The sequence below is a fragment of the Streptomyces sp. NBC_00620 genome, from assembly GCF_026341825.1.
Taxonomy (GTDB): Bacteria; Actinomycetota; Actinomycetes; order Streptomycetales; family Streptomycetaceae; genus Streptomyces.
In genome coordinates this window covers 2,580,787-2,594,262 of sequence record NZ_JAPENY010000001.1, presented here as the reverse complement: position 1 = coordinate 2,594,262, position 13,476 = coordinate 2,580,787, and the positions used below count along the sequence as shown (strand labels likewise).

The 13,476-nt window shown below is 69.6% G+C and carries 9 protein-coding genes and 1 pseudogene; 6 read left to right on the top strand and 4 right to left on the bottom strand.

All coding sequences use genetic code 11. The features are described from left to right. Positions 1 to 152 precede the first annotated feature (152 nt). Positions 153 to 1,406, bottom strand: a pseudogene (locus OG246_RS12010) (RNA-guided endonuclease InsQ/TnpB family protein). A 278-nt stretch (positions 1,407 to 1,684) separates the two neighbouring features. Then, positions 1,685 to 2,632, bottom strand: coding sequence for an LLM class F420-dependent oxidoreductase (locus OG246_RS12005; RefSeq protein ID WP_266459879.1), 948 nt, complete (start codon positions 2,630 to 2,632; stop codon positions 1,685 to 1,687). A gap of 610 nt (positions 2,633 to 3,242) precedes the next feature. On the opposite strand from OG246_RS12005, the gene OG246_RS12000 reads away from it, so the two are divergent. Further along, positions 3,243 to 4,157 (top strand): hypothetical protein, encoded by a 915-nt coding sequence (locus tag OG246_RS12000; RefSeq protein ID WP_266459877.1) that lies wholly within the window; start codon positions 3,243 to 3,245, stop codon positions 4,155 to 4,157. A 94-nt stretch (positions 4,158 to 4,251) separates the two neighbouring features. On the opposite strand, the gene OG246_RS11995 is transcribed toward OG246_RS12000, so the two are convergent. Continuing rightward, positions 4,252 to 5,484, bottom strand: coding sequence for an amidohydrolase family protein (locus OG246_RS11995; protein ID WP_266459875.1), 1,233 nt, complete (start codon positions 5,482 to 5,484; stop codon positions 4,252 to 4,254). 201 nt (positions 5,485 to 5,685) lie between these two features. Here OG246_RS11995 and OG246_RS11990 point away from each other — a divergent pair, with 201 nt between their 5' ends. The 4 genes from OG246_RS11990 (at position 5,686) to OG246_RS11975 (ending at position 10,662) form a co-directional block, all read left to right on the top strand. Beyond that, the gene (locus tag OG246_RS11990) at positions 5,686 to 8,637 is read left to right on the top strand and encodes a BTAD domain-containing putative transcriptional regulator (RefSeq protein WP_266459873.1); all 2,952 of its coding nucleotides are present in this window, start codon (positions 5,686 to 5,688) and stop codon (positions 8,635 to 8,637) included. A gap of 208 nt (positions 8,638 to 8,845) precedes the next feature. After that, positions 8,846 to 9,034, top strand: coding sequence for a sigma-like protein (locus OG246_RS11985; RefSeq protein WP_266459871.1), 189 nt, complete (start codon positions 8,846 to 8,848; stop codon positions 9,032 to 9,034). 180 nt (positions 9,035 to 9,214) lie between these two features. Continuing rightward, positions 9,215 to 9,361, top strand: coding sequence for a hypothetical protein (locus OG246_RS11980; RefSeq protein ID WP_266459869.1), 147 nt, complete (start codon positions 9,215 to 9,217; stop codon positions 9,359 to 9,361). Between the two features lie 254 nt (positions 9,362 to 9,615). After that, the gene (locus OG246_RS11975; protein ID WP_266459866.1) at positions 9,616 to 10,662 is read left to right on the top strand and encodes a hypothetical protein; all 1,047 of its coding nucleotides are present in this window, start codon (positions 9,616 to 9,618) and stop codon (positions 10,660 to 10,662) included. Here the strand turns inward: OG246_RS11975 and OG246_RS11970 are convergent. Beyond that, on the bottom strand, positions 10,566 to 12,170 hold the full coding sequence (locus OG246_RS11970) for a FadD3 family acyl-CoA ligase (RefSeq protein ID WP_266459863.1): 1,605 nt from the start codon (positions 12,168 to 12,170) through the stop codon (positions 10,566 to 10,568). The two genes, OG246_RS11975 and OG246_RS11970, sit on opposite strands and share 97 nt — an antisense overlap. Before the next feature lie 152 nt (positions 12,171 to 12,322). Here OG246_RS11970 and OG246_RS11965 point away from each other — a divergent pair, with 152 nt between their 5' ends. Next, positions 12,323 to 13,471: a lipid-transfer protein gene (locus OG246_RS11965; protein WP_266459860.1), complete on the top strand. Its 1,149-nt coding sequence runs from the start codon at positions 12,323 to 12,325 to the stop codon at positions 13,469 to 13,471. The last annotated feature ends 5 nt before the right edge of the window (positions 13,472 to 13,476 follow it).

The window sequence follows — 13,476 nt, the reverse complement described above, 5'->3', positions numbered from 1 at the left end:
TGCGCGAGCACATGCGCAGTGACCCAGGTGACATCAAGTGACGGACAAGTAGGGACATTTGACTCGGTCGTCGGTACCTTCGCGGCCGAACAATCCTGATCGCAAGGAAAAGAAGCCATCAAGGACGGAGCAAGGCATGGCCAAGAGGAGAGTCAACTACCCGGGGCCAAAGGTCCCGGGCTTGCACAACGGGCATCACTGGCGGTGGTGCGTCGTTTGCGTCCGGCCTCACGCCCGGATGTCCGGGGTGGGGTGGGGGCCGTTGACTGGGCCCCGCGTCGCCACAACTCCCACGGGCGGGCGCGGATGTTGCGGGAGCTGTTCCGGTCCGCGTGATCAACGAATCCGCAGTTCCGGCACGCGAACCAGGCCTGACTGACCCGGTTTGCTTTGTCGATGTGGCCGCATTCGGCGCAGGTTCGGGAGGTGTACGCAGGATCGACGTACACCACCGGCACTCCGGCCTTGCGGGCCTTGTACGCGATGAACTGCCCCAGCTGGGCAAACGACCAGCTGGAGTGGGTGGCCCGTTGGGGCTTGCGAAGCCGTACCCGCTCGCGGATGCCCGTCAGGTCTTCCAGGGCGACTCCGCGACCGGTGCGTTCTGCCTCGGCCACCGCATGTATCGCGATCTTGTGGTTGATGTCCTTCGCCCGCCGCGCCTCCTTGTGCCGCCGCTTCTACAACCGGCGCTTGGCGGATGGGGTGTTCTTCTTCTGCAGCTTGGCCCGCAGGCCCCGCTCCCGGACCCGGATGCGGTTGAGTTCGCGTCCGGCCATGATTTCGCCGTCGGAGGTGGTGGCGATGTTCACGATGCCCAGGTCGATGCCGAGGAAGTCCACCGGATCCGTATTCGGCACGGCTTCGGGGATCTCGCAGGTGGCGATGAGGAACCACATGCCGTCCCGCTCCAGCAGGTCGGACTCGCCCCTGCGATACAGGGCCAGCGTGGCTAGTTGCTCCACCGAGGCAGTGAACGCCACGTGTTTGATCCGCCCGCCGGTGGTCCAGATCGATACCGTCCGGTCCGGGATCTGCCAGGACAACATTCGGTCGTCGTAGGGCTGCGCACCCTGGGGACGGAAGGTGATCGGCTTCTCGGTGGCCTGGCGGTAGCGGCGGGAGCCGGGCTTTCCCAGGTTCCCTGCCTTCAGGTTCGCCCTCAGCGTGGTGTACGCGTCACACGTCTTCTTGATCGCGTGCTGGGCGGCCTGCGCGCCCAAGCCCCAGCGTGACTTGACGGTGTCGTAGGTGTGCTTGCGCAGGGCGAAGTTCTTGAACTGTCCGCGCTCGAAGGCGACCTCACTCACCCAGGTGGCGGCCTCGTTGCAGGCGTGCAGGGTCGCCTCGAGTGCCGCCGCCTGCATGGGCGTCGGCAAGAGCCTGACCTGCACCACCATCTTCACGATCACCGAACGTACGCACCCACGCGAGACACCACCACACGTTCGAGATCGTTCACCCGATCGAGCGACCAGACGGGCCCTTAATCGGCGGTCTCCGTCAGACGTGACACTCGGCCGCTCCGTGGCCGGACCACCACAACGCCCATGCGGCGCTCCGCGCCGCATCCTTGAGGCAACTCGACGTGGGCATGTTCAAAGATTCAAGAAGGAAAAGCCGGACTGTCTGGCAGGTTGGCCCACGACCCCCACCGGTTGGGCCACGACTCCCACCGTTTGGCCTACGCCTCCCCCAGCAGCGGTCCCACCTCGGTGCCGAACGCGGCCATCTGGTCGGTGAGTTCGGTGCGGCTGCGGCTGCGGAACCGCACCTGTATCTGGTGCACGCCCATCGCGCGGTACGCCCGCAGCGACTCGGCGAGCGCCTCGGGCGCCCCGTGCAGGGTGCGCCGCCCGACGTCCCAGCCGGGCTCACCGACGTACAGCGGCTCGGTGATGGCACCGATGGTGAGGGGCTCCTCGACACCCGCCTGCGCACGCAGGCTCTTCAGCCGGTCGATCTGCTCGGGCAGCCGGTCACGCGGATCCCCCTGCGGCAGCCACCCGTCACCGCGCTGCGCGGCCCGGCGCACGGCGGCGGGCGAGGACCCGCCGACCCAGACGGGCACCCGCTCCTGCGCGGGCCTGGGCAGCTGCCCGAGCCCCTCGAAGTCGTACAACTTGCCGTGGTGCACGGGGAATTCATCCGGCCCGAGCGCGGCCCTGAGAGCATCGATGGACTCGTCGAGGACAGCCCCCCGCCGCTCGAAGTCCACCCCGAGCACCTCGAACTCCTCCTGTACGTGCCCGGCCCCGACCCCGAGGATCAGCCGCCCCCCGCTCAGGTGGTCGAGGGTCGCGTACTGCTTGGCGGTGATCAGCGGATGCCGCAGCCCGACGATCGCGACATGGCTGAGCAGCCGTACGTGCTCGGTCACGCCCGCCAGGAGGGCGAGGGTGGCAACGGGGTCGTACCAGACGGTGCTCATGGCGCTCGCAAGCCGGCGCGGGATGGCGACGTGGTCGCAACTCGCGAGATACGCGAACCCGGAGCGGTCGGCGGCACGGGCGATCTCGACGAGGTCACCGGGGCCCGCACCCGCCTCCCACGGCTCGGCGTAGATGGTGCTCTGCGACTGGATCGGGAGCTGCATCCCGTAGGCGAGTCGCCCTTCCGGCAGTATGTGCATCGGCACCCCTTGGCTGACGGGTCGTCATATAACGACCAGGCCATCGTCGTAGCTGACGGTTCGTCAGACAAGGGGTGGGGTGGTCGAAGTCGGCGGGCGGTGGGTGGTGGATGAGTCGGCGGCAGGAGGCGGGCCGAGCGGGGCCGGCGCGGTCCGGCGCGGTCCGGCAGCAGCACCGCCAGGGGCGCGGGGAACTGCGCGACCAGCCACGACGCACCCGCAGACGACACACCGGCCTCCCAGCGGAGCGCGCCGACGGACGCAGGCGGGCAAAGCAGAGCCGACGAAGTCCGGCGCGGTTCGGCAACGCCCCCAAAGGGGCGCGGGGAACTGCGCGACCAGCCACGACGCACCCGCAGACGACACAGCGGCAGACGACGCACCGGCCTTCCAGCGGAGCGCGTCGGCGGAGCGCGTCCGCGGACGGCCGCGCCCGAAGCCCTCGAACTGTCCGCGTCCCGCGCGCAATTGCCGGGAGTGGTCCGTAATTGCCGGGAGCCGTCGCGGCCTCGTCCCAGGCGCGTAACCGGGTGAGGTCGGCCCGGAAAGCGGCCCGTACTGCCCGGCGAGGTTCCGGGGAGGCCGGGGCCGACGACCCGAGGAGAGCCCGATGTTCCGCAACAGCAGTCGCAACCGCTTCGCGATGATCGCCGCTTCCGCCGCCGCCGGTGTCATGCTCCTGACCGCCTGCAACGGCACCGACACCGCCGGCTCCACGAGCCAGGGCGCGGCCGACTCCGTCGCACAGAGCCTGAACTTCCTGAACGGCACCGCCGAGCAGAACAGCGCCCAGCCCAAGACCGGCGACTGGGCCAACGCCCCCGGCAAGCCCGCCGCCAAGCCGGTGGCACGCAAGTGGGTGCAGCTCAGCGCCGCCCGCGCGGGCGACCTCGACCCGGTGGTCGTCAACGGCGCCGGCTTCACCCTCCACCGCTTCGACAAGGACACCGCCGACCCCTCCAAGTCCAACTGCGACGGCGACTGCGCCACCACCTGGCCGCCCGTCCTCGTCGCCCCCGGCGGCAAGATCTTCATCGACGGCGTCGACAAGTCCGCCGTCGGCGTGGTCAAGCGCACCGACGGCACCCTCCAGGTCACGATCGGCGGCTGGCCCGTCTACCGTTTCAGCAAGGACCTCAAGCCCGGGGACACCAACGGGCAGGGTGTGGGCGGGACTTGGTTCGGCGTGACGCCGGACGGACAGAAGGCGGGCGTGACCGAAGCGCCTGATGAGGCTGACGCGGACCAGGGGCAGGAGCAGGGCGAGGCCGAGGGGCAGGCCGCCACCAGCGCCGTCCTCTTCGACGACCCCGGCTTCGCCGACAACGGCTCCCAGGGCCTCGCCGGCCAGGGCTGCAAGAACGTCTTCCGCGACGACGTGGCCTCCTCCATCCAGGCGGCCGGCTCCCTGAAGATCTGGACGGGTGCCGACTGCACCGGCAAGTCGAAGGTGATCGAGGGCGACGTGGCGGACCTGGCGGCGATCGGGTTCAACGACGATGTGTCGTCGGTGTTCTTCGGCTGAGGTCCTGGCTTCTACGGGACTTCTACAAGGCTTCTACGAGCGAGGCCGCACCCCTGGTCGGGGTGCGGCCTCGCACCCGTATGCCCGCTGATGGCTACTTGGCCCCCGGCCACAACCCGTCACCCGTGAGCCCAAGGAGCTCGATCGCGTTCCCCCGTACGATCCGGTCGACCACGTCCGCGTCGAGGTGCCCCATCTGGGCCTCGCCGACCTCCCTGGACTTCGGCCAGGTCGAGTCGGAGTGCGGGTAGTCGGTCTCGTACAGGACGTTGCCCACCCCGATGTCGTCGAGGTTCCTGAGCCCGAAGGCGTCGTCGAAGAAGCAGCCGTACACGTGCTCGGTGAAGAGTTCGGACGGCGGCCGGTGGACCTTGTCGGCGACGCCGCCCCACCCGCGGTTCTCCTCCCACACGACGTCGGCGCGTTCGAGGATGTAGGGGATCCACCCGATCTGGCCCTCCGCGTACATGACCTTCAGATTCGGGAAGCGCTCGAACTTCCCGCTCATCAGCCAGTCCACCATCGAGAAGCAGCAGTTGGCGAAGGTGATGGTGGAGCCGACGGCGGGCGGGGCGTCGGCGGACGTCGACGGCATCTTGCTGCTGGACCCGATGTGCATGGCGATGACCGTGCCGGTCTCGTCGCAGGCGGCGAGGAAGGGGTCCCACTCATCGGTGTGGATGGAGGGCAGTCCGAGGTGGGGCGGGATCTCGGAGAAGGCCACCGCGCGTACGCCACGGGCGGCGTTGCGGCGTACCTCCGCCGCGGCGAGCCGGGGATCCCAGAGGGGGATGAGGGTCAGCGGTATCAGCCGTCCCGCGGCCAGCGGCCCGCACCACTCCTCCACCATCCAGTCGTTGTAGGCCTGCACGCACAGCAGGGCCAGCTCACGGTCCTTGGCCTCGGTGAAGGTCTGTCCGCAGAAGCGGGGGAAGGTCGGGAAGCAGAGGGCGGACTGGACATGGTTGACGTCCATGTCGGCGAGGCGCAGCGGCACGTCGAACGAACCGGGCCGCATCTGCTCGTACGTGATGACCTCGAGCTTGATCTCGTCCCTGGCGTACCCGACGGCGGTGTCGAGCCGGGTGAGGGGCCGGTGCAGGTCTTCGTACACCCACCAGTCCCCTATCGGTCCGTCGTCGCCCGGGTCGCCCATGACGGGCGCGAACTTGCCGCCGAGGAACGTCATCTCCCTCAGCGGGGCGCGGAGGATGCGCGGGCCTCGGTCCTGGTACTTGGACGGGAGCCGGTCCCGCCAGACGTTGGGGGGCTCCACCGTGTGGTCGTCCACCGAGATGATCTTCGGGAAGGTCGGGAGGGTCTCCATGTCTTTTACGGTAGCGCCGATCTGACGGTCCGTCAGCTCCCTGGTGGCAGACTGCTGGATTGCGGGGGCCACGTGTGGGCATTGTGAGAGCCTGCGGAGCTAGGCACGGCGGCCTGTGATCGACGTCTCCCGAAGCTGACGCATCCGCCATGAACAAGGCAAACTGGCTTCCTAGTGTTAGCAGTTCGGCAGGGGGCAGCGATGGACGGTGTGCCGCGAGTACCGGAGCAGTGGCGTCGCGAGGAATCGGCGACTCTGCGCTTCAGCGTGCTCGGTCCGGTGCGCGCCTGGCGCGGGGAGGATCTCCTTCCGGCGGGGTCCCCGCAGCAACGCGCCATGCTGGCGGCCCTGTTGCTCCGCGAGGGCCGTACGGCCACCGCCTCGGAGCTGATCGACGCGCTGTGGGGCGACGAGCCCCCGGCCCAGGCCCTGGCCACGGTACGTACGTACGCCTCACGGCTCAAGAAGACGCTGGGCCCCGAGATCCTGGTCGGCGAGGCGGGCGGCTACGCGATCCGGCTGTCCGGCACCGGCGGGACGCTCGACCTCGCGCAGGCCCAGGAACTCGCTGCCGACGCCGAGAAGGCCCGCAGCGCCGGGGATCTCTGCCACGCCCGTGAGGTGCTGCGGCGCGCGCTGAGTCTGTGGGACGGGGAGCCGCTGGCGAGTGTGCCGGGTCCGTTCGCGGAGACCCAGCGTGCGCGGCTGGAGGAGCTGCGGCTCCAACTCCTCGAATCCCGCCTCGACATGGACCTGGAGCAGGGCTGCCACGCGGAGGCCGTGTCGGAGCTGACCGCACTCACGGCCGCGCATCCGCTCCGGGAGCGCCTGCGCGAGCTGCTGATGCTCGCGCTGTACCGGAGCGGGCGGCAGGCGGAGGCCCTGGCCGTGTACGCGGACACGCGGCGCCTGCTGGCCGACGAACTGGGAGTGGACCCGAGGCCGGGCCTGAAGGAACTCCAGCATCGGATACTTCAGGCGGACCCTGGCCTCGCAGAGCCGTCCGCTCCGGCCGCGGAGCCCGCGACAGCCCCGGTCCGTCCCGCCCAACTCCCTGCCACGGTCACCGACTTCACCGGCCGCGTCTCCTTCGTGAACGAACTGAGCGACGTCCTGGCAGCCGCCTCCTCCGAGGAGGGCCGGGTCATGGCCGTATCGGCGCTGGCGGGCATCGGCGGCGTGGGGAAGACGACGCTCGCCGTGCACGTGGCCCATCAGGCGCGGGGCGCCTTCCCGGACGGTCAGTTGTACGTGGACCTCCAGGGCGCGGGGTCGCGCGCCGCCGAGCCGGAGACGGTACTCGGGGCGTTCCTACGGGCACTGGGAACCGCCGACTCGGCCATCCCCGACTCCCTGGAGGAGCGCTCGGCGCTCTACCGGTCGGTGCTGGACGGGCGGCGGGTACTGGTCCTGCTCGACAACGCCCGGGACGCCGCCCAGGTGCGTCCACTGCTCCCCGGGACGGAGGGCTGCGCCGCGCTGGTCACCTCCCGGGTGCGGATGGTGGACCTCGCGGGCGCGCATCTGGTGGACCTGGACGTGATGTCCCCCGAGGAGGCCCTCCAGCTCTTCACGAAGATCGTGGGCCGGGAACGGGTGGAGTCGGAGCGCGAGGCCGCGCTGGACGTGGTGGCGGCCTGCGGATTCCTGCCCCTCGCGATCCGCATCGCGGCGTCCCGGCTGGCCGCCCGGCGTACGTGGACCGTGTCCGTACTCGCGGCGAAGCTCGGCGACGAACGGCGCCGACTGGACGAGTTGCAGGCGGGCGACCTCGCGGTCAAGGCGACGTTCGAGCTGGGCTACGGGCAACTGGAGCCGGCACAGGCCCGCGCCTTCCGGCTGCTGGGGCTGGCGGACGGGCCGGACATGTCGCTGGCGGCGGCGGCTGCGGTGATCGACCTTCCGGTCGAGGACACGGAGGACCTCCTGGAGTCCCTCGTCGACACCTCGCTGCTGGAGTCGGCGGCGCCCGGGCGGTACCGGTACCACGATCTCGTACGGCTATACGCGCGTTCTTGCGCGGAGCGGGACGAGGAGCCGCCCAGTGAGCGGGGTGCGGCCATGTCGCGGCTGCTGGACTTCTACCTGGCTACGGCGGCACGGGTGTACGCGATCGAGCGGCCGGGGGACCGGACGGTCGCGCACCTCGAGAGGAGCCAGTACGAGGGTCGTGACTTCGCCGATGCCTCGGATGCCCTGGACTGGCTGCACGCGGATGCCGAGCCCCTGTTGGCGTGCGTGCAGCAGTCCCTCGATGCAACCACGCTGCGCCGCGCCGTCGACCTTCTCCTGACCGCCATTGATCTGGCGGAGTCCGGAGCCGGCTCGCGCCGGTTCGAGACGATAGCCATGGCGGCACGCGACGCCGCTGCAGCGCAGGGTGATGCGCATGCCGAAATGCGAGCGCGCATCACCTTGGCCCAAGTGCTGAGCCAGGCCGGGAGGTTCGACGAAGCCGAGCAGGAAGCAAAGCGCGCGGATCTGCTCAATGAATCCGCCAACGATCCCTGGACAAGCAGCACAGCTCCGAACCAGCTGGGCATCATAGCCATCTGCACAGGCCAATACGCCGACGCCGAGGTCTACCTGCTGAGGGCTCTCGAAGCCTTCCAGGCGGACAACAACAAACCGGGCGAGGCAAGTGCGGTGTGCAATCTGTCCCGCACACTCGCCTCGATGGACCGTAGTGCCCAGGCTGTCGAGCTCGCGCAACGAGGCATCGAGATCTACGACGAACTCGGTCTGTCGGTGCGCCTGGCAAACGCCAGATACGCCTCAGGAATCGTCCTCACTCAGGCAGGCCGGCTCAAAGAAGCCCTGGAGCAACTCAGCGAAGCCCTGCGGATCTTCGTCGAAAGCCGACAGCGGCTTTGGGAAGGCACCACCCACTTCCGCATCGCACAGGTGCATCTGGCAGCGCGCCGGTCAGCCCAGGCGGCCCAGCATGCCGAACAGGCCCTTGCTATCGGTTGCATCGGCGGGGATTGGATGCGAGCCAACGCGCTGACCATGCTTGGCAAGTCGCTGGCGTCGCTCGGACAAACGGACAGGGCACGCGCCTGTTGGCGTGACGCCCTGGCGATGTACGAGGCATCGGGATCGCCGGACGCCAGTGAGGTCCGTAGCCTGCTCTCGCCTCTCGCAGCAGCCTGAACTGCACCCTGGCGACGACGTTCATCGAACGTTTATGACCGACTGTCACTCTCAGCGAGTCGATCCGTCACAGCGGGGGGCAGACGGATCTCGCAGGCCTCACAGCTACCCTGAGGCCGCCCGGAACGCCCGTTCGGCGACCCACGGGGGAGTTGCCGAACGGGCGCTTCCACCCCGATATGCCCTTTATTTCTTGGGAGTTCCCGCCATGAGCGAAGACAAGAAGGCCGAAGAGATCACCACGCTGGACCAGCACGCGCCCGCCCCGCCCACGCTGGACGAAGAGATCACCACTCTGGACCAGCACGCGCCCGCCCCGCCCACGCTGGACGAAGAGATCACCACTCTGGACCAGCACGCGCCCGCCCCGCCCGCGCTGGGCCTGGACAACAAGTAGACCTTCATCGACGGGGATCGGCCGCGGTGGCGCGGAGGGGGAGCCACCGCGGCCGAGGCATGTCCGGTTGCCCGGTTCGCGCCAATCCACGGCGGGAACCGTTCGACTCTCTCGAACAATCGCCCCTCCTGCCGCTAGCGTCACTCGGTGTCCGGCAGTCCCCTCTCCCACAGGAGCTGGATGACCCGTACCAAGAAGATCGTCGCCACCATCGCCCTGGTGCTCGGCGCCACCGCCGCCGCCGCGAGCCCGGCACTGGCCGACAACCACGCGCCCGTGAGCCCGCAGGAAACCGTCGTGGCCCCGCTGGACTCGCACGCCCCCTGACACCGAATCTCACCGATGGGGCTGAGCCGAACAAGCTCGGCCCCATCGCCACGTCCAGCCGCACCCGCCCCGAAGCCTCCCCCCTCATACCCCACCCGGCATTTGGCAGATCCGTCCCACCCTCCTGACGCATCTCCCCAGGTCCCAGCAGCCGTCACTGGGACACATCTGCCAATTACCCATCCCCCCAAGGACCGCCGACCAGTTATCCACAGGGTGAACCAGAGCGGCGGGGCTTCCGGGACAGTAACCACATGGAGCGCATGGAGTTGGGGGTGCTCGTCGAGGGAGGTGTTCTGCTCGTCTCGCGGGCTCTGGGGGCCGGATGGGCTCGGGGGTCGCTCTTTCGGAGGCTGGGCTCTGAGGGGTGGACCCGGGTTCAGGGCGGGGCCTGGGTCGAGCCGGGGCGGGAGGTGGATCTCTCGACGCGGCTCCGGGCCGTGCAGCTGCTCAAGCCGCGGCTCGTCGTGAGCCACCGGTCGGCGGCCGAGCTCTGGGGGATCGAGACGCTCACCCCGGTGCCTCCCACCGACGTGCCCCTGGAGTTCATCGACCCCGAACTCACGCTCCGCCGCGAGGGGAACGGAGTACTCGTACACCGCATGCCCCTCGACGAGGCAGGCGTGGCCCGGCGAGACGGGCTCCGCCTCACGAGCGTCGGCCGTAGCCTCGCCGACCTCCTCCGGGCCGGCCCCCGGGACGAGGCGCTCGTCGCCGTCGAGTCGGCCCTCACCTGGCGGAGGGTCAACCATGCACGCCGCGCGCCCGTCACAACCACCTCTACGATCGCCGTCGCGCTCGAAGCGCCCCTTCGCGGGGCGGAAAGCGCCCGCCGCCACCTGAAGCTCGCCGACCCGAACTCCGGGTCACCCGCCGAGACGATCGCCCGCCTGCGCCTGCACGACGCAGGTCTCTATCCCACGAGCCAGGCCGAACTCCGTACCCCCGACGGCCGCCGCCGCTACCTGGACTTCCTCTTCCGAGCCGAGGGGCTGGCCATCGAGATCGAGGGGTACGCCTACCACGGCACCCGCGACTCCCACCGCCGGGACATCGCCCGCTTCAACCAGGTCCTCCAGTGCCCGGAGGTTCGCCTTCTGCTCCGTTTCACCGCCGCGGACGTCTTCCACCGCCCCTCGACGATGATCGGGGAGATCCGCAGCGCCCTCGTCAAGCTCGGCAGGGGCCTACCAGCGCACCCCGGTCAGGAAGCCCGCCCCCGCAACTCCCCCTTGACCACCTTCCCACTCGCGTTCCGAGGCAGCTCCCCCACGAACTCCACCACCCGCGGCACCTTGTAGTTCGCCATCTCGCGTCGTGACCAGGCGATCAGGTCGTCGGCGGTGACCATGGAGCCCGGTCGGCGGACCACGTACGCCTTGCCGACCTCGCCGAGGCGGCCGTCCGGTACGCCGATCACGGCGATGTCGGCCACGTCCGGGTGCAGGCCGAGGAGTTGTTCGATCTCGGCGGGGTAGGCGTTGAAGCCGCCGACGATGAACATGTCCTTGATGCGGTCGGTGATGCGGAGGTTTCCGGCGGCGTCCAACACGCCTACGTCGCCCGTCCGGAGCCAGCCGTCCGTTCCGAGGACGGCTGCCGTCGCTTCCGCGTCTTCGAAGTAGCCCTGCATGACGTTGAAGCCGCGGACCAGGATCTCCCCGGGGGAGCCGACGTCGACCGGGTCGCCCGAGGGTCCGACGACCCGTATCTCCGTGTCCGGGATCGCGCGTCCCGACGTGGAGGCGATGACCGTCGGGGCGTCTCCCCGGCGGCACATCGTGACGATGCCGCTCGCCTCCGAGAGCCCGTACGCCGTCAGGACCGTGTCGATCTTCAGCTCCGACTTCAGGCGCTCGACGAGCCGCAGAGGGACCACGGCCGCGCCCGTCACCACCAGCCGCAGTGCCGAGAGGTCGTGCGCGTCCCGGGACGGGTGGTCCAGCAGGGACTGGTGGAGGGTGGGCGGGCCGGGGAGGACCGATATCCGTTCCGAGGCCACGTTCGCGAGGACCGTGTCGACGTTGAACACCGGTTGCGGGACCATCGTCGCGCCGCGCATCAGGCAGGCCACGATCCCGGCCTTGTAGCCGAAGGTGTGGAAGAAGGGGTTCACGATCAGGTAGCGGTCGCCCTCGCGGAGGCCCGACAGTTCGCTCCACACGGCGTACGCGCGAAGCGTCTGCGCGTGGGTGATCACCGCACCCTTCGGACGGCCCGTCGTCCCGGACGTGAAGACGATGTCGGAGGGCGAGCTTCCGGAGAGGGCCGCCTCCCGCTCACGTACTTCCTCCGCCGCCACTCCCTCCCCACCCGCGAGGAAGTCCTTCCAGGTACGGAAGTCGGCGGGAGCGTCGTCCGAGAGCACGACCACCTGTTCGAGGTGCGGGAGGCCGGGGAGCGGGCCCGTGCCCTCCCCCTCCCCCGCGGCCCGCCGCAGCGACGCCACGTACGACGTGCCGAGGAAGGTGCCCGTCACGAACAGCAGCCGGGCCCGGCTGCTGGCCAGTATGTACGCCGCTTCCGTCCCCTTGAAGCGCGTGTTCAGCGGGACCAGGACGGCCCCCGCCGACACCGCGCCCAGGGCGGAGACGATCCAGTCGAGGGTGTTCGGCGCCCAGATGGCGACCCGGTCACCCTGCCGCACCCCGCTCGCGAGACAGGCCGCCGCCGCGCGTTCGACGCGGGCGCCCAGCTCCTCGTACGAGATGCGCGTACGGCCGTCGACGACCGCCTCCACGCCGGCGTACCGTTCGGCCGCCGACCGGACCAGTCCCGGGATGCTGCCCCACTCCAGGTCTCCGCGCATCTCACGCCTCCCTGCACCCGAAACGCACTAGCTGACTGACCGTCAGATTAGCTGTAGCCTGACGCCCTGTCAGCAGTCGGGACTCCGTGCGGAGGTGCGCGCACATGGCAAGGACCGCGACAAGAGCAACGAAAAGGGCCATCCCCAGGAGCATGCCGGGGATCAAGGACGCCACCGCCATCGTCGGGATCGGCCAGACCGACTTCGCCAAGCAACTCCCCGAGTCCGAGAAGACCTTGGCCTGTCGTGCGATCCTCGCCGCCCTCGACGACGCCGGGATCGCTCCCGCGGAGGTCGACGGGCTCGCCTCCTACACGATGGAGGAGACGGACGAGGTGGAGGTGGCGAAGGCCGTCGGGCTCGGCGATCTCAGCTTCTTCAGCAAGGTCGGGTACGGCGGCGGGGGTTCGTGCGCCACCGTCGCGCATCTCGCCGCCGCGGTCGCCACCGGGCAGGCCACGGTCGGCGTCGCCTGGCGATCACGGAAACGGGGCTCCGGCCCCCGCCCGTGGAAGAACACCACCGTCCAACTCCCCACCCCCGCCCAGTGGACGCGCCCCTTCGGGCTCCTCAGACCGGCCGACGAGATCGGCATGCTCGCGCGCCGCTACATGCACGAGTACGGCGCGACCCGCGACCACCTCTTCAACGTCGCCCTCGCCTGCCGCAACCGCGCCAACCAGAACCCGGCCGCGATCATGTACGAGCGGCCCCTCACCCGCGAGATGTACATGACCTCCCGCTGGATCAGCGAACCCCTCTGCCTCTTCGACAACTGCCTCGAGACGGACGGTGCGTTGGCGTGCGTCATCGTCTCCGCCGAGCGGGCCAGGGACTGCCGGCGCAAGCCCGTATACGTCCACTCCGCCGCCCAGGGCCTGCCCGCCCAGCACCACGGCATGGTCAACTACTGGAACGACGACCCCCTCACAGGACCTGCCTGGACCGCCGCCCGACACCTGTGGAAACACGCCGACTTCACGCCGGAGGATGTGGACGTCGCGCAGATCTACGACGCGTTCACGCCCCTCATCCCGCTCTCCCTGGAGGGGTACGGCTTCTGCGGGAAGGGCGAGGGCGCGGGGTTCACGGAGGGCGGGGCGCTGGAGATCGGGGGGCGGCTGCCCATGAACACGGGGGGAGGCGGTCTCTCCGAGGCGTACGTGCACGGCTTCAACCTCATCAACGAGGGCGTGAAGCAGCTGCGGGGTACGAGTACCGCCCAGGTGCCGGGCGCCGCCACCTGCCTGGTCACCGCCGGTGAAGGCGTACCAACTTCCGCTCTCCTCCTGAGGAGTTGACCGAC

Excerpts from the sequence above, each read along its gene's own strand:
- OG246_RS12005 (WP_266459879.1), bottom strand. The coding sequence starts at position 2,632 with ATGCACATACTGCCGGAAGGGCGACTCGCCTACGGGATGCAGCTCCCG.
- OG246_RS12000 (WP_266459877.1), top strand. The coding sequence starts at position 3,243 with ATGTTCCGCAACAGCAGTCGCAACCGCTTCGCGATGATCGCCGCTTCC.
- OG246_RS11995 (WP_266459875.1), bottom strand. The coding sequence starts at position 5,484 with ATGGAGACCCTCCCGACCTTCCCGAAGATCATCTCGGTGGACGACCAC.
- OG246_RS11990 (WP_266459873.1), top strand. The coding sequence starts at position 5,686 with ATGGACGGTGTGCCGCGAGTACCGGAGCAGTGGCGTCGCGAGGAATCG.
- OG246_RS11985 (WP_266459871.1), top strand. The coding sequence starts at position 8,846 with ATGAGCGAAGACAAGAAGGCCGAAGAGATCACCACGCTGGACCAGCAC.
- OG246_RS11980 (WP_266459869.1), top strand. The coding sequence starts at position 9,215 with ATGACCCGTACCAAGAAGATCGTCGCCACCATCGCCCTGGTGCTCGGC.
- OG246_RS11975 (WP_266459866.1), top strand. The coding sequence starts at position 9,616 with ATGGAGCGCATGGAGTTGGGGGTGCTCGTCGAGGGAGGTGTTCTGCTC.
- OG246_RS11970 (WP_266459863.1), bottom strand. The coding sequence starts at position 12,170 with ATGCGCGGAGACCTGGAGTGGGGCAGCATCCCGGGACTGGTCCGGTCG.
- OG246_RS11965 (WP_266459860.1), top strand. The coding sequence starts at position 12,323 with ATGCCGGGGATCAAGGACGCCACCGCCATCGTCGGGATCGGCCAGACC.